At 73.0% G+C, this 20398-nt stretch carries 15 protein-coding genes; 8 read left to right on the top strand and 7 right to left on the bottom strand.

Annotated elements, in window-relative coordinates:
* Positions 1 to 314: 314 nt before the first annotated feature.
* The gene (locus C6361_RS10050; protein WP_107257365.1) at positions 315 to 821 is read left to right on the top strand and encodes an inorganic diphosphatase; all 507 of its coding nucleotides are present in this window, start codon (positions 315 to 317) and stop codon (positions 819 to 821) included.
* 153 nt (positions 822 to 974) lie between these two features.
* Here C6361_RS10050 and eccD read toward each other — a convergent pair whose 3' ends face one another.
* Positions 975 to 2402 carry a type VII secretion integral membrane protein EccD gene (eccD, locus tag C6361_RS10045; RefSeq protein WP_107257364.1) on the bottom strand — a complete coding sequence of 476 codons (1428 nt, stop codon included), beginning with the start codon at positions 2400 to 2402 and terminating at the stop codon, positions 975 to 977.
* 315 nt (positions 2403 to 2717) lie between these two features.
* Here eccD and eccCa point away from each other — a divergent pair, with 315 nt between their 5' ends.
* On the top strand, positions 2718 to 6698 hold the full coding sequence (eccCa, locus tag C6361_RS10040) for a type VII secretion protein EccCa (protein ID WP_107267568.1): 3981 nt from the start codon (positions 2718 to 2720) through the stop codon (positions 6696 to 6698).
* Positions 6699 to 6871: 173 nt separating this feature from the next.
* Positions 6872 to 8173, top strand: a complete 1302-nt coding sequence (gene mycP / locus C6361_RS10035) for a type VII secretion-associated serine protease mycosin (RefSeq protein ID WP_369931372.1) — start codon at positions 6872 to 6874, stop codon at positions 8171 to 8173.
* A 104-nt stretch (positions 8174 to 8277) separates the two neighbouring features.
* Here mycP and C6361_RS10030 read toward each other — a convergent pair whose 3' ends face one another.
* The 6 genes from C6361_RS10030 to C6361_RS10005 all read right to left on the bottom strand — a co-directional run bounded on the left by C6361_RS10030 (position 8278) and on the right by C6361_RS10005 (position 14286).
* Entirely contained in the window at positions 8278 to 9456 is a 1179-nt protein-coding gene (locus tag C6361_RS10030) for a MarP family serine protease (RefSeq protein WP_107257362.1), read from the bottom strand.
* A 123-nt stretch (positions 9457 to 9579) separates the two neighbouring features.
* Complete coding sequence (locus C6361_RS10025) at positions 9580 to 10305, bottom strand: CoA pyrophosphatase (RefSeq protein WP_107267567.1); 726 nt, start codon at positions 10303 to 10305, stop codon at positions 9580 to 9582.
* Entirely contained in the window at positions 10302 to 11081 is a 780-nt protein-coding gene (locus C6361_RS38130; protein WP_234359433.1) for a TlpA disulfide reductase family protein, read from the bottom strand. The genes C6361_RS10025 and C6361_RS38130 overlap by 4 nt, the downstream gene beginning before the upstream one ends.
* Complete coding sequence (gene nth, locus C6361_RS10015; protein WP_369931371.1) at positions 11078 to 11938, bottom strand: endonuclease III; 861 nt, start codon at positions 11936 to 11938, stop codon at positions 11078 to 11080. Before nth ends, C6361_RS38130 begins: the two co-directional genes overlap by 4 nt.
* A gap of 170 nt (positions 11939 to 12108) precedes the next feature.
* Positions 12109 to 13176 carry a CapA family protein gene (locus C6361_RS10010; RefSeq protein ID WP_369931416.1) on the bottom strand — a complete coding sequence of 356 codons (1068 nt, stop codon included), beginning with the start codon at positions 13174 to 13176 and terminating at the stop codon, positions 12109 to 12111.
* A gap of 384 nt (positions 13177 to 13560) precedes the next feature.
* Positions 13561 to 14286 carry an adenosylcobinamide amidohydrolase gene (locus C6361_RS10005; RefSeq protein WP_107267564.1) on the bottom strand — a complete coding sequence of 242 codons (726 nt, stop codon included), beginning with the start codon at positions 14284 to 14286 and terminating at the stop codon, positions 13561 to 13563.
* Positions 14287 to 14643: 357 nt separating this feature from the next.
* Between C6361_RS10005 and C6361_RS10000 the strand changes: the two genes are divergently transcribed.
* From C6361_RS10000 to C6361_RS09980, 5 genes are all read left to right on the top strand, one after another.
* Positions 14644 to 15321 (top strand): Crp/Fnr family transcriptional regulator, encoded by a 678-nt coding sequence (locus C6361_RS10000; protein ID WP_101369128.1) that lies wholly within the window; start codon positions 14644 to 14646, stop codon positions 15319 to 15321.
* A gap of 513 nt (positions 15322 to 15834) precedes the next feature.
* Positions 15835 to 16449: a TetR/AcrR family transcriptional regulator gene (locus C6361_RS09995; RefSeq protein ID WP_107257357.1), complete on the top strand. Its 615-nt coding sequence runs from the start codon at positions 15835 to 15837 to the stop codon at positions 16447 to 16449.
* 26 nt (positions 16450 to 16475) lie between these two features.
* On the top strand, positions 16476 to 17300 hold the full coding sequence (locus tag C6361_RS09990) for a TIGR03084 family metal-binding protein (RefSeq protein ID WP_107267563.1): 825 nt from the start codon (positions 16476 to 16478) through the stop codon (positions 17298 to 17300).
* Positions 17301 to 17377: 77 nt separating this feature from the next.
* On the top strand, positions 17378 to 19114 hold the full coding sequence (locus tag C6361_RS09985; protein ID WP_234359586.1) for an acyclic terpene utilization AtuA family protein: 1737 nt from the start codon (positions 17378 to 17380) through the stop codon (positions 19112 to 19114).
* On the top strand, positions 19111 to 20316 hold the full coding sequence (locus C6361_RS09980; protein WP_107267562.1) for an acyl-CoA dehydrogenase family protein: 1206 nt from the start codon (positions 19111 to 19113) through the stop codon (positions 20314 to 20316). Before C6361_RS09985 ends, C6361_RS09980 begins: the two co-directional genes overlap by 4 nt.
* The last annotated feature ends 82 nt before the right edge of the window (positions 20317 to 20398 follow it).

The following is a 20398-nucleotide window of genomic DNA, read 5'->3' as shown; positions in this document are numbered from 1 at the left end:
AGGCTGGTCGGCAGCGGCACGACGGCGCGCCCCCGGACCGGCGCGGACCCGGCCGGCGGCTGCGGGCCGCTGGCGCCCGGCACCACCACCCGGCCCTGCGCCGGGTGCTCCGGCGGGTTCTCTCCGGTCAGGCCCGAGTGTGAATCTTCACTCCCCACCGGCCCCTCCTCCCCGTCGAATTCTGCCTAGGCGACACTACTTTGGTCCGAACACCGCACGGGGGCCGGCGGCAAGGTGAATCGCGAGATCACCCGCGCAGGTGCCGACCGTTGTGGTTCCGTTGGCCAGCGCCGGCAAACGAGGGAGCGTGCGAGATGGATTTCGACGTCACGGTTGAGATCCCCAAGGGTCACCGAAACAAGTACGAGGTGGACCACGCGACCGGCCGGATCCGGCTGGACCGCACCCTCTTCACGTCGACCCAGTACCCGGCGGACTACGGCTTCATCGAAGGCACGCTGGGCGAGGACGGCGATCCACTCGACGCTCTGGTGCTGGTACCCGAACCCACGTTTCCAGGTTGCCTCATCCGGTGCCGGACGATCGGCATGTTCCGGATGACGGACGAGAAGGGCGGCGACGACAAGGTCCTCTGCGTGCCGTACGAGGACCCGCGTCAGGAGCACCTGCGGGACATCCACCACCTCGGCGAGTTCGACCGGTTGGAGATCCAGCACTTCTTCGAGGTGTACAAGGACCTGGAACCAGGCAAATCGGTCGAGGGCGCCACCTGGGTCGGTCGGACCGAGGCGGAGGCGGAGATCCGGACGTCCTTCCGTCGGCACCAGGAAGCGGTCGAACGGGGCGAGTCGCCGCACTGACCCCCCGACAACACGGCAACCGGCCGGTGGCACCCCGTCGGGGGCCACCGGCCGATTTCGGTTCACGTCGGGCTGACCGCCCGGCTCCGGCCGATTTCGGTTCACGTCCGCGCCGACCACCCGGCTCCGGCCGAGACGGGCCGGGCGCGCGGGTCAGCCGAGCAGGCCCCGCGCCTGGGCGTACAGGCCGAGCACGGCGCAGGCCACCGGCACCACCGCGATCACCATCAGGGTGTCGATGATGTCGGCGGTCCGGCCCAGGTAGGGCCCCGGCTCCCGCTTCGAGTAGGTCGCGCCGGCCCCGATCACCACCAGGGCGAGCACCAGGCCGCCGGCGGTGAGCAGCAGCAGGCCGGTCTCCTGCATCCGGAACAGCAGGGCGATCCCGAGCACCACCGCGCTGCCGATCCCGGCCGCCATCAGCGGCACCCGCTGCCGGACCGTGACGAAGAGCCGGGAGCGCAGCAGCAGGGCCGCCGCCGAGACCGCGACCATCAGCCGGCCGGAGAAGCCGCCCGCGACCACCAGCACCAGCGCCGCCACCACGGCGAGCACGGCGTGCCCAACCAGCATGCCGGTGAGCATCTCCTCGGTCCGGGCGACGGCCGCGAAGACCCGCCCCCGGTCCGGCCGCTCCCGCACGCCGCTCTGCTGCGGAGTCGACGCGGTGAAGCCCTCCGCCGCCTCGGCACCGGTGGGCAGCGTGATCGGCGGCATCGGCAGCTTGCCGAAGCGGATCGCCAGCAGCGGCAGCATGCCGATCGCGCAGACCAGCGCGGCCATCAGGATCGCCGCCGACCCGGCCGCCGAGAGCACGAACCCGACCAGCGCGGTCAGCGCGCCGAGCAGCCCGACCGAGACACCGGCGGCGTAGACCCGCAGCCCGGCGGCGACCCCGACCATGCCGAGCACCGCGATCAGCAGCAGCGCGACCGAGCCGGCCAGCGCCTCCGGCGCACCGAGCCAACTGATCCAGCCGACCACGCCCACCGGATCGCCGGAGGCGACCAGCAGGGCGCCGCCGAAGAAGGCGAACGGCATCGCGTACCCGCCGAGGGCGGCACCGGCCGTGGCGTCCCCGTACGCCCGGGAGGCCACCACCGCGCCCAGGGTCAGCAGTACGGCGGCACCGAGCGCGACAAAGGCGCCCAGCTCCCAGAGCGTGCCACCGGCGATCACCGCGAAGAGGCAGACGGCGAGCAGCGCACCCGCCGCGGTGAGCGTGCCGATCCGGGTGTTCCGCCCGGACCACGCGCTGCCCCGGCGCCTCGCCCCGTCGGCGATCGCCTCGACCACGTCGTCGTACTCCAGCTCCGGCCACTGCGCCCGGGCCGGGACGAGGTGCAGCACGTCGCCGTCGCGTACCCCCTGCGGCAGCAGGGCCTTGCCGGCGGCCAGTGGTTCGCCGTCGGTGCGGCGCAGCAGCCACCCGCCGTGCTTCTCGCCGTCGTCGGCCAGTCCCTCGCCGGCATGCCGGAGAACCTCGGGCAGGAGTTCGGCCAGCGGCAGGTGTTCGGGCAGCGCGACGTCCACCCGTCGTTGCGGCGCGCTGATCGTGACGCGGGCGAGCCCGGTACTCATCGACAGTCCTCCATCGAGGGGGCAACCCATGGCTGCGCGGACGACCGCACTTTACCTAGGATGGGTCACACTCGTCCGACCGAGCGCGATGACATTTGCGACGCGGGGGCGTCGGATGGCCCGCCAGGACGGCCAACTCCAACCGTCGGCGTGGCCTTAGGGGAGGTCTGGAATGGACACGGGTAGCCAGGGCCGGGGCGGCACAGACCGCGCCGGAGGAGCCCCGGAGCTCGGCGTACGGCCCGATGGCGGCCGGTCCGGGCCGGCGGGCGACGGCCGGCGGGCCAGCGCGGAGCGGGTGGCGGGAGGCGACCGGTGAGTACCGTCGTCATCAAGCGCCCACCACGCCGTCCCGCACCGGAGATCCCCACCGGTGAACTGGCCGTCGAGGCGCCGCCCGAGATCCCGCAGGCGACCGGCGGCAAGTGGCAGCAACTGATGATGGTGCTGCCGATGCTCGGCGGCTCGGTCGCGATGGCGATGATGTTCGGCCGGGGCGGCGGCGCCTACTCGTACGTCGTCGGCGCCATGTTCGGCATCTCCTCGCTCGCCATGGTGGCGTCCTCCTGGGGCAGCGCCTCGGGTTCGCCGAAGAAGTCGGAGATGATGCAGGCCCGCCGGGAATACCTGCGGCACCTGGCGACGCTGCGGCGGCGGGTCCGGGAGACCGCGTCGAAGCAGCGGGCCGGGCTCTTCTACCGGCACCCCGACCCGACCCAGCTCTGGTCCACTGTGGGCAGTTACCGGGTCTGGGAGCGGCGCCCCAGCGACGGCGACTTCGGCGTCGTCCGGGTCGCGGTCGGCCCGCAGACCCTGGCCACCCCGCTGGTGCCGCCGGTGACCCGGCCGCTGGAGGACCTGGAGCCGATGACCGCCGGTGCGCTGCGCCGGTTCCTCGACGCGTACTCGGTGGTGCCGGACCTGCCGGTGGCGCTCTCCATCCGGGGCTTCGCCCGGGTCTTCGTCCGCAGCGCACCCCACCAGCGCGACCAGTCCCGTGAGCCGGCCGGCGGCGACCCGCAGGCGCTGGCCCGGGCAGTGCTCACCCAGCTCTCGGTCTTCCACGCCCCCGAGGAGCTGCTGATCGCGATCTGCGCCGGCCCCGAGCGGCGGGCCCGGTGGGAGTGGGTCAAGTGGCTGCCGCACGCCCACCACCCGACCGCCGTGGACGCGCTCGGCCCGGTACGCCTGGTGGCGAGTTCCGCGGTCGAGCTGGAGAAGCTCATCGACGACGTGGTCGGCAACCGGTCCCGGTTCAGCCTCTCCGGCCCGGCGACCGACGGCCCGCACGTGGTGATCGTGCTCGACGGCGGCGACCTGAGCGGCGCCGGCTACCTGGCCGGGGACAGCGGCATCGACGCGGTGACCATCGTCGACCTGGACAGCCCGCCGCCCCGGCTGCTGGACCGGGCCATGCTGGTGCTGGAGACCGACGGCGGCCGGCTGAACACCTACTCGATGGACGGGCAGGCCGAGGTCGGCACCCCCGACCGGCTCAGCGTCGAGGAGGCCGAGGCGGTGGCCCGCCGGCTCGCCCCGCTGCGGCTCGCCGCCGCCCAGAAGGGCTCCTCGGACGACTCCCTGGTCAAGGAGATGACCCTGGGCGAACTGCTCGGGGTCGGCGACCCGGAGAACTTCAGCACCGTGCAGGGCTGGGCGCCCCGGCCCAACCGGGACAAGCTGCGGGTGCCGATCGGCGTCGGCGGTGACGGCGGCGTGGTCGACCTCGACCTCAAGGAGTCCGCACAGGACGGTATGGGCCCGCACGGCCTGCTCATCGGCGCCACCGGTTCCGGCAAGTCCGAGCTGCTGCGTACCCTCGTGCTCGGCCTGGCGGCGACGCACTCGTCCGAGGCGCTCAACTTCGTACTGGTCGACTTCAAGGGTGGCGCGACCTTCGCCTCGCTGGACCGGCTGCCGCACACCGCCGCCGTGATCACCAACCTCGCCGACGAGCTGCCGCTGGTCGACCGGATGGTCGACGCCATCAACGGCGAGATGATCCGCCGGCAGGAGTTGCTCCGCAAGGCGGGCAACTACGCCAACCTGAAGGACTACGACAAGGCCCGCTCCGGCGGTGCGGCGCTGGCACCGCTCCCCTCGCTGCTGATCATCTGTGACGAGTTCTCCGAGCTGCTCAGCGCCAAGCCCGACTTCATCGACCTCTTCGTGCAGATCGGCCGGCTGGGCCGGTCGCTCGGGGTGCACCTGCTGCTCGCCTCGCAGCGGCTGGAGGAGGGACGGCTGCGCGGGCTGGACACGCACCTGTCGTACCGGATCGGTCTGCGGACCTTCTCCGCGCTGGAGTCCCGGGCGGTGCTCGGCGTGCCGGACGCGTACGAGCTGCCTCGGGCCCCGGGACACGGCTACCTGAAGTTCGGCACCGAGCCACTGGTCCGGTTCAAGGCGGCGTACGTCTCCGGGCCGTACCAGAAGGCCACCGCGGGTGGGCCGGGCGCGCAGGGCTACACCGGTCCGCGGCTGCTGTCGTACTCGACGCACTTCGTGCCGGTACCGAAGCCGGTGGTGCAGGCCACCCCGAAGCCGGCCCCGGAGGACCCGGCGGCGCAGAGCCTGCTCGACGTGATGGTCTCCCGGCTGGTCGGCCAGGGCCCACCGGCCCACCAGGTCTGGCTGCCGCCGCTCTCCCAGGCCCCGGCGCTGGACGAGATCCTCGGGCCGGTGATCACCGACCCGGCGCGCGGGCTCACCTTCGGCAACCCCGAACTGCACGGCGCGCTCCAGGTGCCGGTGGCGATGATCGACAAGCCGTTCGAGCAACGCCGTGACCTGCTCTGGCTCTCCCTGGAGGGCGGCGCCGGGCACGTCGCGGTGGCCGGCGGTCCGCAGTCCGGCAAGTCGAGCCTGCTGCGCACCATGATCTGCGGACTGGCGCTCACCCACACCCCGGCCGAGGTGCAGGTCTACTGTCTCGACTTCGGTGGTGGCTCGCTCGCCGCGCTCCGCGACCTGCCGCACGTCGGCGGGGTCGCCGGCCGGTCCGAGGCGGCGGCGGTACGCCGTACCGTCGGCGAGATCTCCACCCTGCTCAACGAGCGCGAGCAGCGCTTCGCCGAGCTGGGCGTGGAGTCGATGCCGGCGTACCGGAAGCGGCGGGCCTCGGCCGGCGGCGTCGGGGTCGGCGCGGACCCGTTCGGTGACGTCTTCCTGGTCATCGACGGCTGGCCGACCCTGCGCGGCGAGTACGACGACCTGGAACCCCTGGTCACCGACATCGCCACCCGTGGCCTCTCGTACGGCGTGCACGTGGTCGCGGCGGCGCCGCGCTGGATGGACTTCCGACCGGCGATCCGTGACCTCTTCGGCTCCCGGCTGGAGCTGCGGCTCGGTGACCCGACCGACTCGATCGTCTCCCGCAAGGCGGCGGTGAACGTGCCGGAGAAGACGCCGGGTCGCGGCATCACCGCCGAGAGCCTGCACTTCCTGACCGTGCTGCCGGAGCTGTCCAGCCTCGGCGGCGGGCAGACCCAGGCACTGGTCAAGGCGGTCGCCGGCAACTGGAGCGGCGCACCCGCCCCCCGGGTCCGGCTGCTTCCGCCGGTGCTGCCCTACGCCGACCTGGACGTCGCCGGTGCGGCCGGCCTGCGGCTGCCGATCGGCATCTCCGAGGCCGACCTCCAGCAGGTGTCGATCGACTTCGCCTCCGAGCCGCACTTCCTGCTCTTCGGCGACGCCGAGTGCGGCAAGTCGTCCTTCCTGCGGGCGCTGGCCACCTCGATCACCAGCCGGTACACCCCGGAGCAGGCCCGGATCATCCTGGTCGACTTCCGGCGCAGCCTGCTCGGCGTGATCCAGTCCGACCACCTGATCGGGTACGGCACCGCCGCGCAGGCGACCAGCGAGCTGATCGAGTCGGTCGCCGGTTACATGCAGCGCCGGCTGCCCGGCCCGGACGTCACCCCGCAGCAGTTGCGGGACCGCTCCTGGTGGACCGGGCCGGAGCTGTTCGTCCTCGTCGACGACTACGACCTGGTCGCCACCGGCCCGAACAACCCGCTGCTGCCGCTGGTGGAATACCTGCCCCAGGCCCGGGACGTCGGTCTGCACCTGGTGCTGACCCGGCGTTCGGGTGGCGCCTCCCGGTCGCTCTACGAGCCGATCATCCAGCGGCTCCGGGAACTCTCCTCCCCCGGTCTGGTGATGTCCGGCAGCAAGGACGAGGGCGCCCTGATCGGCTCGGTACGCCCCGGCCCGATGCCGCCCGGCCGGGGCCGGCTGGTCACCCGGAAGGAAGGGATCCGGCTGGTGCAGCTGGCCTACCTTCCGTCGACCTGACCCTTCGTCGAGCCCGAGGGCCCGGCCGACCCGATCACCCGGGTGGCCGGGCCCTCGGTCTCGGGGCGGTGGACAGTGGATCTCAGATCGGTTGCAAAGTTTCACCACGCGACAGGGGTGAAACGGGGTAACCTCCGTGCATCATGTGTCCCCCGGGGTGAAATGACCATGCTGTGACCAGGCTGCCGCAGATACCCGAACGTGCTGTCGCCCGGGTCGCCGGAGTGGCGCTGCTCGCCACGGCCGGGATCGCCGGATCGCTGTTCGGTCCGCGTCCGGCACCGGCGACGGCCGCCGTGCCGGCGCCGCCGCTCAGCCTGCCCGTGCTGGCCGACGCGGTACGCGACGAGCAGTGGCAGTTGGACGAGTTCAACGCCAAGGCCATCTGGAAGGTCGCCGCCGGCAAGGGCGTCACGGTGGCGGTGGTCGACTCCGGAGTGGACGCCTCACACGCCGACCTCGCCGGGCAGGTGCTGCCCGGCATCGACCTGGTCGACGGGAGCGGCAACGGCCAGACCGACCCGGTGGGGCACGGCACCACGGTCGCCGCCCTGATCGCCGGCCGCAACGACGACACCCGGGGCGTCGCCGGGCTCGCCCCCAAGGCCAAGATCCTGCCGGTCCGGGTGCTCGACGAGGAGAACCGCTACGACGACGCGCTGATCGTGGCCAAGGGCGTCCGGTGGGCGGTCGACAACGGCGCCCAGGTGGTGAACCTGTCGCTGGGCGGCACCGGGGAGAGCCCCGCACTCGCCGCCGCCCTCGACTACGCCTTCGCCCGGGACGTGGTCGTCGTCGCCTGCACCGGCAACCTCGGCTCGTCCGCCGGCAAACGCGTCTGGTATCCGGCCCGCGAGCCGGGCGTGGTCGCCGTGGCCGGCCTGGAACGCGAGAGCGACGCGCTCTGGTCGGGTTCGATCACCGGCGCCGAGACGGTGCTCTCCGCCCCGGCCACCGGCCTCACCGGCGCCCGGCCGGGCGGCTTCTGGCGGGTCCAGGGCACCAGCTTCGCCGCGCCGCTGGTGGCCGCGGCGGCGGCCCTGGTCCGGTCACACTGGCCGAAGATGTCCGCCGGTGACGTGGTCAACCGGCTGATCAACACCGCCCGGGACGTCGGCCCCTCCGGCCGGGACGACCGGTTCGGCTTCGGTGTCGTCGACCCGGTCGCCGCGTTGAACGGCGAGGTGTCGAGCGTACGGAGCAATCCGCTGGACGACGGCGCGGCGCCGCCCGGCGTCGCCGGCTTCGGCAGCGCGCCCGGTCAGGAGTCCGCGACCCCGCCGCCCGGCGACGGCGCGGAGAGCGTCGGTACCGCCGCCTCCGGCCGTTCCGCCGACTGGACCGCCCAGGCGGCGGGGAACCAGGTCGACGACCCGTCGCCCGGGCTGTGGAGCGGTGCCGGGCTGCTCTTCCTGGTGGTCGTCGCCGGTGCGGTGCTGGTGGCCCGGCGCCGCTTCCCCCGCGACCACCCCTGACAGCGGCCTCCTCCACCGCGACCCCGTTACCGGTTCAGAAGCCTGTTACCGGTTGAGGAGCCCGTTTACCGGATCCAGGAACTCGTTACCGGGTGGGGAGTCGGTCAGGTGCAGGCGCCGGTGTTGGTGACCCTGGTCCGCTCCAGGCCGGTGCTGGCGGTGGAGCGGGCCTCGTCGGCCGTCACCGCGAAGCCGGTGTTCGGGTCGTCGGCTGCCGCCGCGAAGATCACCCCGAGCACCTGACCGTCCGGGGCGACCAGTGGGCCACCGGAGTTGCCGCTGCGGACCAGGCCCCGGATCGTGTAGATCTCCCGGTTGACCCGGCCCGACTCGTAGATGTCCGGACCGGCGATCTCGCCGACGTCACGGATCCGCGCCGGCTGGGCGTTGTAGGGCCCGTCCAGCGGGAACCCGAGCACGATGGCATCGTCCTCGATCGCCGCCTCACCGGTGGCGAACCGCATCACCGGGGCGGACAGCTCCGGTACGTAGAGCACCGCCAGGTCGCGGTCCGGGTCGTAGACGACCACCCGGGCGCTGTGCCGCTCACCGGCCACCTCGACCTGGACGGTCCGGGTGCCGGCCACCACGTGCGCGTTGGTCATCACCCGGTTTTCGGCGTAGACGAAACCGGAGCCCTCGATCCGGCGGGAGCAGCTGGGCGCGTTGCCGAGCACCTTGACCACCGAACGCCGCCCGTTCACCACCACCTGCGAGCCGGCCAACGCCGGGTCGGGCGAGGCCACCTCGCGGGACCGGGTCGGGGCCAGCCCGCCGAAGACGTCCGGGAAGCCGTTGGTGTCGACGGTGTCCCGCAGCGCCCGGGACAGCGCCTGCGCCTCCGGCGGCAGTACCCGGTCCACCACGGTCAGCAGCGCGCTGTTGCGGACCGCGCTGGCCAGCCCTGGCAGCGAGGAGGAGGCCAGCGGTACGGCCACCAGCCAGGCCACCAGGAGTACGGCGAGCAGCGAGACCACCGCCCCGCCGACGTCGTCGGCCGTCCGGCCGGCCTGGCTGGTGATGGCGTGCCGCAGGTGTGAGCCGAGCCAGCCGGCGAGCGCCTGGCCGAGCACCGCCAGGCCGAAGATCGAGGCCAGCGCGACCACTACCCGGGTCGAGTTGCTGGTGAACTGCTCCGCGAGCAGCGGACCGACCTGCAACCCGATCAGTGCGCCGCCGAAGAAGCCGGTGAAGGAGAGCAGACCGATGACGAATCCCTGCCGGTAGCCGCTGATCGCGAACAGCAACATGAGCAGGATCAGAACGACATCCACCACCGACACCCGTTCAGGGTACGGGGGAGAACTGGGAATGGCCTGGGCCACCGACGCTTACCGCCGAATCGGTGCCTGGCACCACTCCCCGCCGCAGGCGCCCCGCACGGCTCGCCTCGTCGGATTCCCGGGTCAGGAGGGTGTCGTCGGCCGGGTCAGCTCGTCGGCTTCGTCGGCCTCGTCGGCCTCCTCGATGCCGGGCGCGGAACCCGGCGGCGGACTCGTCGGCGGCAGGTCGAGAATCCGGTCCTGCGGCCAGGGTCGCGCCCAGCCGGCCATCTCCAACAGCGTGGCGAGCACCCCTGCGGTGAACCCCCAGACCAGCATGCCCCGGGACTGGAAGGCCGGCCCGATCCAGCCGCTGGGATGGCGTACCCGGACCCGGTTGGCCGGGTCGACGAGTTCGGCGATCGGCAGCCGGGCAACGTGCGCCACCTCGGCCGGCTCCCGCGAGTGCACCGGATGGGGCCGGTGCCACCAGGCGAGTACCGGGGTGACGACGAAGTCGCTGACCGGAATCCACAGCCGGGGCAGTTGCGCCAGCACGGTGACGCTGGTCGGATCGAGGCCGACCTCCTCGTGCGCCTCCCGCAGGGCGGTCGCCGCCGCGTCCTCGTCCTCCGGATCGCGCGCCCCGCCCGGAAAGGCCGGCTGCCCGGCATGGGTACGCAGGGTCGCGGCCCGTTGCAGGATCAGTACGTCGAGCCCGTGCTCGGGCTGCTCGCCGAGGAGCACCAGTACGGCACTGTCCCGCCCGCCGTTGGCCGGGGTGCGTACCCGGGTGAAATCCTCGGTGCGGGCCGACCGGACCCGGGTGAGCAGCGGCTCGCACCATGCCGGAAGCTCGTGCTCGGTCACGACGGCACCGCCACCCCCAGGTGCCGCCGGACGAGCGTGACCAGCTCGGCGTCGTCGAGGGCGCCCGTCTCGTCCCGGTGCCGGATCCGCCCCTCGGCGTCCACGAAGAGCGTGACCGGCAGTACCGCCCGACCACCCAGCCCGGTCAGCAGCTTCTTGTCCCGGTCGTAGAGGTTGGGAAACTCCAGCCCGAAGTCCTCGCCGATCGACTGGGCGGCGGGGCGCGAGTCCCCGCTGTTCACCCCGACCACCCGGAGCCGGTCGCCGGCCCGGTCGGCGAGCCGCTGGAACGCGGGCAGCTCCTTGCGGCACGGCGCGCACCACGAGGCCCAGAGGTTGAGTACGGCCGGCCCGCGCAGCTCGGCCACGGCGACCTCGCCGGCCCCGACGAAGCAGGGCAGCTCCAGCGCCGGCAACGACCGTCCCGCTGCCGCTGTCGCGCCGGGCGTGCCCACCGGGGTGCCGGGCGTGCCCGCCGAGGCGCTGGTTGTGCCGGCCGGGGCGCTGGTTGTGCCGGACGGGGCGCTGGTTGTGCCGGACGTGCCGGCTGGGGTGCTGGTTGTGTTGGCCGGGGTGCCGGACGTGCCGGGCGAGGCGTTGGTTGTGCCGGATGTGCCGGCCGGGGTGGTCAGCGCGGCGCAGTCGGTGAAGGCGGTCGTCGTGGCGTTCTGCCCGACCGGCGCCGGTCCGGTCTCCGGCTCCGCGTTCCGGCCGGTGCAGGCGGTGCCGAGCAGCAGCAGTGCCAGCAGCGGCCCGCCGAGTGTCAGCCGCTTCACGGGGTGTCGCCGGCGGCGGCGGTCGCCGGCACCAGGTCGGGATCGACCCCGGCCTGCACCGCCAGCTCCCGGGCCCGGGGACCCTTGAGCAGTTTCGCGGCGGCGGCCGGGTCGGTCGGGCCGAGTCCGTAGGAGGGGCAGAGCCGGGCCAGGGTGCAGGCACCGCAGGCCGGCTTGCGGGCGTGGCAGACCCGCCGGCCGTGGAAGATCACCCGGTGCGAGAGCATGGTCCAGTCGCGCCGCTCGTAGAGCGCACCGACGGCGTGCTCGATCTTGACCGGATCGGTTTCGGTGGTCAGCTCCCAGCGGTGCATCAACCGGTCGAAATGGGTGTCGACGGTTATCCCGGGCACCCCGAAGGCGTTGCCGAGGATGACGTTGGCGGTCTTGCGGCCGATCCCGGGCAGGGTCACCAGGTCTTCGATCCGGCGGGGCACCTGGCCGTCGTACCGCTCGACGAGCTGGCGACCGAGGTTGATCAGAGAATTGGTCTTGTTCCGGAAGAACCCGGTGGGCCGGATCATCTCCTCCAGCTCGGCCCGGTCCGCCCCGGCGTAGTCGGCCGCCGTCGGATAGCGGGCGAACAGCTTCGGCGTCACCTCGTTGACCCGCTGGTCGGTGCATTGCGCGGAGAGGATGGTCGCCACCGCCAGTTGCAGCGGACCCTGGTGGTTGAGCTCGCAGTGGGCGTCGGGGTGCGTCTCGGTCAGCACCCGGCCGATCCGCCGGGCCCGCCGCTTGCGGCCCAGCTCTGATTCGACGGTACGGCGGGTCGGCCGCGCCGTCCGGATCGCCCGGGTCGCCTCGCCGGGCGCGACTCCGACTCCGGTCTGCGCGGAGTCGTCAGTGGCACTCACGCCGGCCAGCCTACGTCGCGGCGCCGACATCGACCCGGGGGAGCCCGCCCCGGCCGAACCCTGGGAAAGCCCCCCCCGGCATCCCGCCACCCCGGCACGCGCCGGACCGGCACGCGGCCCCGCTCGCCTCAGGCTCCTCGCCGCCCGGCCTCAGGGCCCAGCGCCGCGCCTCAGCTCGCGGCGGCCGGCGGCGTGATCTTGCCGTCCGCAGCCACCCGAGCGCCGGTCTTCGGGAAGTCGGACCTGCACAGGTCCCGGACGAGACCGGCGGCGCGCCGCTGTGAGTCCATCGTCGGCCTGCCCGCGCCGTTCATGTACGTCGAGACGAGCTGCCCGCCCGCCCACTCGCCCTCGGCGGTCAGCGAGACCTTGAGCACCGCTCCCCAGCCGAGCCGGCCGTTGTTGCTGAGCGTCCCCTCGCCACCGGCGAAGTTGCCGAGGCTGTACGCGATCAGCCGGCCCTTGTAGAACTCCAGCGCCCGCATCACGTGCGGCCCGTGCCCGACGACCAGGTCGGCACCCGCGTCGATCATCGAGTGCGAGAACTTGATCGGGTCGCCCCGGTTCTCGCCGAGGAACATCTCCGTGCCGGGACGGACCCGGGTCTTCTCCGAGCCCTCGCCGCCCATGTGCACCTGCACGACGACCAGGTCCGCCATGGTGGCGGCCTTCTGGATCACCTTCTTCGCCGAGCTGATGTTGGTCAGGCTGTTCGACCAGGCGTACGACGAGAAGCCGGCCACCGCCACCTTGACGCCCTCGACGTCGACCACGGTGATCTGGTTGGGCGCGCCGGTGTGCTGGAGGCCGTACTTCTCCAGGGCCTCCTGGGTGTTCTCGTAACCGGCCTTGCCGTAGTCGTACCCGTGGTTGTTGGCCTGGTTGAGCAGCTCGAAGCCGGCCTCCTTGAGGTGCCCGGCGTACGACGGCGGAGCCCGGAACTGGTGGCAGCGGGTGGAGTTGGCGCCGCACTTGGAGGTACCGGTGTCGTCGGTCAGCGGCTCCTCGAGGTTGCCCATCACCAGATCGGCGGCGAGCGCCTTCTTGACCGAGTTGAAGAAGCCCTTGCCACCATTGGCCGGCAGCCGCCCCGGAGCGTTGCCCATCACGATGTCCCCGGTGGCGGACATGGAGATGACCTTGGGTGCCGGTTCACCGGTCGGCGACGGGGCGGCCGAGGCCGAACCGGCGGCGCTCGGCCCGGCCTGCGGCCCGGCCTGATCGTCGCCGCCGAACATGTTGAACGCGGCCACCGCCGCCACCCCGGTACCGAGGAGTACGGCGAGGACCGCGGTCACGACGAGGGCGGTCCGGCCGGCGCTGCGGGGCGCCCGGCGGGACTTGGGTGTGGTCGGCTCGGTGTCGTACATCGCCCGGTGACAGTACCGGGATCGGGCGACGGGAGCGACCGTCGACCGGCCGATGTTCTCCCGCCGCCCGTCCGTGCTCCCCCGAACGGGCGACTCCACCGCCGGCCCCGACCACCCACGACCGACCCGTCACGCATCCACGACCGGCACGTCGCGCATCCACGACCGGCCGGCGCGCCGGCTACCGTCGCCGGCTAAAGTCACGCCGGCTACAGCGGCGGCGTCACCCGGCCGACCCGGGCGCGGCGGCGTTCACCGCTGTGACCAGGGGACGGTCGGTCGGGCCCCGCCTTCACGTACCGCCCGGCAGGCGGCGCGGGCCAGCGGGGCACCCCAGCGCGACCGTGGACCCCCGTACGGTTCGGCGGGGCCGTCCGGCGGGCAGAGCACGGTCACCGCGTCGGTGGCGGTACCGGTGGCGGGCAGGCCCAACTCGCGCAGCGCCTGCGCCTTCGCCTCGGTGATCGTCGCGACGGCGTTGACCAGGGCGGCGTCGCCGAGGCGCTCCGGCAGCAGCGCGACGATGTTGACCGTGCCGACGTGCTGCACCGCCGTGCTGGCGGGACCGGCCGGGCCGGCAGGGTGCACCGTCGCGCGGGGATCGGGCGCGGTGGCGGGTTCGGGTGGCGGCGCCGAGACGTCTGCGGCCCAGATCGGGGCACCGAGACCGACGGTGGCCCAGATCCGGACACCGTGGTCGTCGGCGGCCACCACCTCCGCGACGTCGACGCCGGTGAGCAGTCCGACCCCGGGTCCGCGCAGGCCGAGCCGCTCGGCCAGCTCACCGAGGTGGGCGTCCGGGTCGTCCCGGCGGTACGACATCGGCACGGTCGCGTTGACCACCCAGTGCCGTACCCCGATCCCGCCACCGAGCGGGCCGGAGCTGATCGCCAGCGCGGGCCGGTCGAGCCGCCAGACCAGCAGCGGAGCCTCCCGCCCGTCCTCGACCCGGTAGGTCAGCTCCAGTTCGCGCAGCACCGCCCGACCCTACGGTCCGGCCCCGACCTCCCTGGTTCGCGGTCCGGTCCGACAGGCGCCTCACCATCGACCTGGACACCAGGGGCGTTACCGAGGACCGATAACGCGCCTGGTGTCCAGGTGACCGTCCGGCGATGACGACCTGGGCCCGGTGGGGGCCGGAGACTCGCCCGGGCGGACACGGCAGGCGTCAAACCGGGCGTACCCCCGGGTCATCCGGGGTTACGGGTACCGGCACCGGATCAAGATTCCAGGGGTGCTCCTCCGATTACTCTTCACATGCGCCTAGACTTGGCGGGCGCGCCGATCACCGGCCGGAACCCGGCCGCGGGCGGCTCGCGTGGGCGGAGGTGCGCGATGGACGAGGTGTTGGCTCGGAGCGGGATCTTCCAGGGCGTGGACCCCGAGGCTGCCGAGGCACTCGCGAAGGACATGGAGACGCTCGAGGTCCGAAAGGGCGAGATCGTCTTCAACGAGGGCGAACCGGGCGACAGCCTTTACATCGTCCTGAGCGGCAAGATCAAGGTCGGTCGCCGGGCCGCTGACGGCCGGCAGAACCTGATCGCCGTGATGGGCCCGTCCGACATGGTCGGCGAGCTTTCGCTCTTCGACCCCGGTCCGCGTACGGCGACCGCCACCGCCGTGATCGACACCCGGCTCGCCCGGTTGCGCAAGCAGGCGCTGCGGCCGTGGCTGAACAACCGGCCGGAGATCGCCGAGCAGTTGCTCCGGGTACTCGCCCGCAGGCTGCGCCGGACGAACGACAACCTGGCCGACCTGATCTTCACCGACGTGCCCGGCCGGGTGGCGAAGAACCTGCTCCAGATGGCGGGCCGGTTCGGCACCCGGGACGGCGGCGTACTCCGGGTAACCCACGACCTGACCCAGGAGGAGATCGCCCAGCTCGTCGGCGCCTCCCGAGAGACCGTCAACAAGGCGCTGGCCGACTTCGCCTCGCGGGGCTGGCTGCGGCTGGACGGCAAGAGCATCATCATCCTCGACCCGGAACGCCTGGCCCGCCGCGCCCGGGTCTGACCCCCGCGTACGCCCTCGGCCCCGCATCGCCAAGCCCTGGCTGGTGCGGGGCCGATCCGTGCCGCCATCCCGCCCCGGCCCCGGCTCCTTCCAGCCCGGCGCGCCGTAGTCGGCGCCGCCGCGACATCAGACGCGCCAAGATTCTTGGCGACTTATGGTTTGCTACGCGCCATAACTCGCCAAGATCGCCGAGTTCTTGAGCGGGGTTAGTTGCCGTCGATTTCGACGTCGAGGCCGACGTCCTCCAAGGCGTCCTCCAGCTCGTCGAGATCTTCCTGAATCTCTTCTACGAGGTCGTCGAACATGCTGCTGACCTACCTTCCGGGAGCGTGCGAACGCCTCGCGCACGCGAAGCAGAAACAGGGTACTTTTCACCGCAAAACGCCGTCAACCAACTCCTGGTTGCCGCGACGCTTCGACTCGGTGTGCCGAGTGTACAAAGTGGATTCGACGAACCAGCGACGAAAAACAAGCAGTCTTGACTGTTTGTTTCTGACGGAGCAGGCTGTCCCCGTGCCCACCACACCGACCCGTACCCCCCAGCGGGAGCGCAGCCGGGCGACCCAGGCCCGGGTGCTGGAGGCCACTGTGGAGTGTCTGGTCGAGCGGGGCTGGTCCGGCACCACCACCACGGTGGTGGCGGCCCGGGCCGGCGTCTCCCGGGGCGCTCAACTGCACCACTACCCCACCAAGAGCACGCTGGTGATGGCCGCTGTCGAGCACCTCGCCGAGCGCCGGGCGGCGGAGATCCGCACCGAGGCGGCCGACCTGCCGGCCGGTCCCGAGCGGTTCGACCGGGTCATCGACATGCTGGCCAGCGCGTTCACCGGTCCGCTCTTCGTCGCCGCCCTCGAACTCTGGGTCGCCGGCCGGACCGATCCGGAGTTGCGGGACGCGCTGGTGCCGCTGGAGGCCCGGGTCGGCCGGGAGATGCACCGGCTCACCGTCGACCTGCTCGGGGCCGACGAGCGGCAACCGGGGGTACGCGAGGCGATCCAGGCAACCCTCGACCTGCTCCGAGGGCTCGGGGTGGCCAACCTGCTCTCCGACGACTCGACCCGGCGCGCCGCCCTGCTCGGCATCTGGAAACGCCAACTCGCCTCGATCGTCGCCACCGCACACCACTGACCCACCACCTGGCAAGGAGCCCGCGCATGGTCGATCTCGACAGCCTGCTGACGGACCTGGCCGCCGAGTCGGCGGCACTGGAGACGCTGGTGGTGAGGCTGCCCGAGGCGGACTGGGCCCGGCCCACCCCCGCGCCGGGCTGGACCGTCGCGCACCAGATCGCCCACCTCGCCTGGACCGACCACGTCGCCACACTGGCCGCCACCGACGTCGAGGCGTTCGCCGAGTCGATCCGGCACGCGGCGAACGATCCATCCGGCTTCATCGACCGGGGCGCGGCGGAGTTCCTGGCGCCCGTACCCGAACTGCTGCAGCGGTGGCGGGCCGGCCGGTCGGCACTGGACCGGGCGCTGCGCGACGTACCGGCCGGGACGAAGATGCCCTGGTACGGCACCCGGATGTCGGCCACCTCGATGGCCACCGCCCGGATCATGGAAACCTGGGCGCACGGCGAGGACATCGCCGACACCCTCGGCATCACCCGTACGCCGACCGCCCGACTCCGGCACGTCGCCTACCTCGGCGCCCGTACCGTCGGACACGCCTTCGCCACGCACGGCCGCCCGATCCCCGAGGCGCCCGTACGCGTCGAGCTGACCGGCCCCGACGGCGAGCCCTGGCACTTCGGGCCGGCCGACGCGGCGGACCGGGTTTCCGGGCCGGCACTGGACTTCTGCCTGCTGGTCACCCAGCGACGGCACCACGCCGATCTCGCCCTGGTGGCGGTCGGACCGGTCGCCACCGAGTGGCTCGGCATCGCCCAGGTCTTCGCCGGCCCGCCCGGCCCCGGCCGCCGGCCCGCCGACCACCGCGGATCAGGTGAACGCGACGAGCCGGCCGGGGTGTCGTGATCGGCGGCAGCCCGGAGGTGCTGCGGATCGGCAACGCCTCCGGGTTCTACGGCGACCGGTCGAGCGCCTGGCGGGAGATGCTCGACGGCGGCGACCTCGACGTGCTGACCGGCGACTACCTGGCCGAGCTGACCATGCTGATCCTCGGCCGTGACCGGCGGCGCGACCCCGAACTCGGCTACGCCCGGACCTTCCTCCGGCAGCTCGAACCCTGCCTCGGCACCGCGCTGGACCGGGGCGTGCGGATCGTGACGAACGCCGGCGGCCTGCATCCGGCCGGGCTGGCCGCCGCGCTGCGGACCCTCGCCGACCGGCTCGGGCTGCCGGCCCGGATCGGGTACGTCGACGGCGACGCGCTGGACCGGCCGGGCGCGCTGACCGCGAACGCGTACCTGGGGGCGTTCGGCATCGCCGCCTGTCTCGATGCCGGGGCGGACGTGGTGGTCACCGGGCGGGTCAGCGACGCCTCGCTGACGGTCGGGCCGGGGATCGCCCACTTCGGCTGGACCCGGGCCGATCTCGACCCGCTCGCCGGGGCGACCGTGGCAGGCCACCTGCTGGAGTGCGGTGCCCAGGTCAGCGGTGGGAACTTCAGCTTCTTCACCGAGCTGCCGGACGGCGGACGCCGCCCCGGCTTCCCCCTCGCCGAGTTGCACCGGGACGGCTCGGCGGTGCTCACCAAGCATCCTGACACCGGCGGGGCGGTGACCCGGGAGACCGTCACCGCCCAACTGCTCTACGAGATCGCCGGACCCGACTATCTCGGCCCGGACGTGGTCACTCGGCTCGACTCGGTCACCCTGACCGACGCCGGACCCGACCGGGTACGCGTCAGCGGGGCCCGTGGCACACCTCCGCCGCCCACCCTCAAGGTCGGGGTCACCCGGCTGGGCGGCTTCCGCAACTCGATGACCTTCGTCCTCTGTGGACTGGATATCGAGGCGAAGGCGGCACTGGTCCGGGAACAGCTCACCGACGCGGTCGGCGCCGAGGGGCTGGAGTTCACGCTCGCCCGTACCGACCATGTGGACGCGGTCGACACCGAGACGGCGAGCGCGCTGCTGCACGTACACCTGAGCGACGGTGACCCGAAGCGGGCCGGGCGGGCCTTCTCGGCCGCCGCCGTCGAACTGGCCCTGGCCTCCTACCCCGGTTGCACCCTGACCACCCCGCCCGGCGACGCCAGCCCGTACGGGGTGTTCGCCGCCGAGGAGGTGGCCCAGGAGCTGGTACGGCAGGTCGCCGTGCTCCCCTCCGGCGAGCGGATCGAGATCGCCCCTCCGACCGTCACCGCAGCGCACCACGAGCAACCGGCCACCGCAGCGCATCACGAGGAGCCGGTCACCGCAGGGCATCACGAGGAGCCGGGCACCGCAGGGCGCGACCAGGAGCCGGTCCGTGGGTCGGGTGGGCAGGTGGCGGGCGGGGGTGGCCCGACCCGGCGGGCGCCGTTGGGGCTGGTGCTCGGGGCTCGCTCGGGTGACAAGGGCGGCGACGCCAACCTCGGAGTCTGGGCCCGGTCGGCCGCCGGGCACCGGTGGATGCGCGGCTGGCTGACCGTCGAACGGCTGCGCACCCTGCTGCCGGAGACCGCCGCACTGCCGGTACGCCGATACGAGCTGCCGCGGCTGCGGGCGGTCAACTTCGTGCTCACCGGGCTGCTCGGCGCGGGGGCGGCCGGCTCGACCCGGTTCGACCCGCAGGCCAAGGCGCTCGGTGAGCTGCTGCGTGCCCGCCTCGTCGACCTGCCGGTCGAGCTGCTCGACGGGCCGACCGCCCCGCCCGGCGAACCGGCGGTCGGGGAGCCGGGATGACCGAGCCGGAGACGCTGGAGCGGCGGCAGCTCCGCGAGCTGACCCGACGGTTCGTCACGCGCGACGTGCTGCCCCACCTGGACGGCTGGGAGCGGGCCGGCGAGGTGCCCCGGGCGCTGCACGGCACCGCCGCCGAGCTGGGACTGCTCGGGCTCGGCTTTCCGGAGGCGGTCGGCGGCAGCGGCGGCGACCTGCGGGACAGCCTGCTGGTCACCGAGGAAGTGATCCTGGCCGGTGGCTCTTCCGGGCTGGTCGCCGCGCTCTTCACCCACGGCATCGCGCTGCCGCACATCGTCGCCGCCTGGCAGCGGGACGGCCGCCCCGGACCCGAACCCGAACCCGGCTCCGGGCCCGGCTCCGAACCGGGGACAGCCGCCGCGCTGGTCGACCGGTACGTCCGGCCCACCCTCGCCGGGGCGCGGATCGGGGCGCTCGCGGTGACCGAGCCGGACGGCGGCTCGGACGTGGCGGCGCTGCGCACCACCGCCCGGCGGGACGGCGCCGACTACCTGGTCAACGGCACGAAGACCTTCGTCACCAGCGGGGTACGGGCCGACTTCGTCACCACCGCCGTCCGGACCGGTGCACCGGGTGCGGCCGGCATCTCCCTGCTGGTGATCGACACGGACGCACCGGGCTGCACCGTCGACCGGCGGCTGGAGAAGCTCGGCTGGCACTGCTCCGACACGGCCACCCTCTCCTTCGTCGACGTCCGGGTCCCGGCCGGAAACCTGATCGGCGTCGAGAACGCCGGCTTCGCCGCCATCATGCGCCAGTTCGGCACCGAACGGCTCTCCCTGGCCACCCAGGCGTACGCCACCGCGCAGCGCTGCCTCGACCTCACCCTGGCCTGGTGCCGGGACCGGCACACCTTCGGCGGTCCGCTGATCGGGCGGCAGGTCGTCCGGCACCGGCTCGCCGAGATGGCCACCCGGACGGCGGCGGCCCGGGCGTACGTCCGGCAGGTCGCCGACCGGGTGGCGGCCGGCGAGCCGGTGCCGTACGAGGTCGCGATGGCCAAGAACGCCGCCGTCTCGGCCTGCGACCGGGTGGTCGACCAGGCCGTCCAACTGCACGGCGGGCACGGCTACCTGCGCGACGCCGAGGTGGAGCGGCACTACCGGGACGCCCGGATCTTGGGCATCGGCGGCGGCACCACGGAGATCATGAACGAGATCATCGCCAAGGGCCTGGGAATCTGAGGGCGTGGACAGGAGGAACCGGTCGTGACCGTGTTGCGGACGGCCGTCGACCCGGCGGCTGCGGCGTACCAGGAGAACCGGG

This window comes from Plantactinospora sp. BC1 (assembly GCF_003030345.1).
Taxonomy (GTDB): domain Bacteria; phylum Actinomycetota; class Actinomycetes; order Mycobacteriales; family Micromonosporaceae; genus Plantactinospora.
This window is presented reverse-complemented; position numbering and strand designations above follow the sequence as displayed.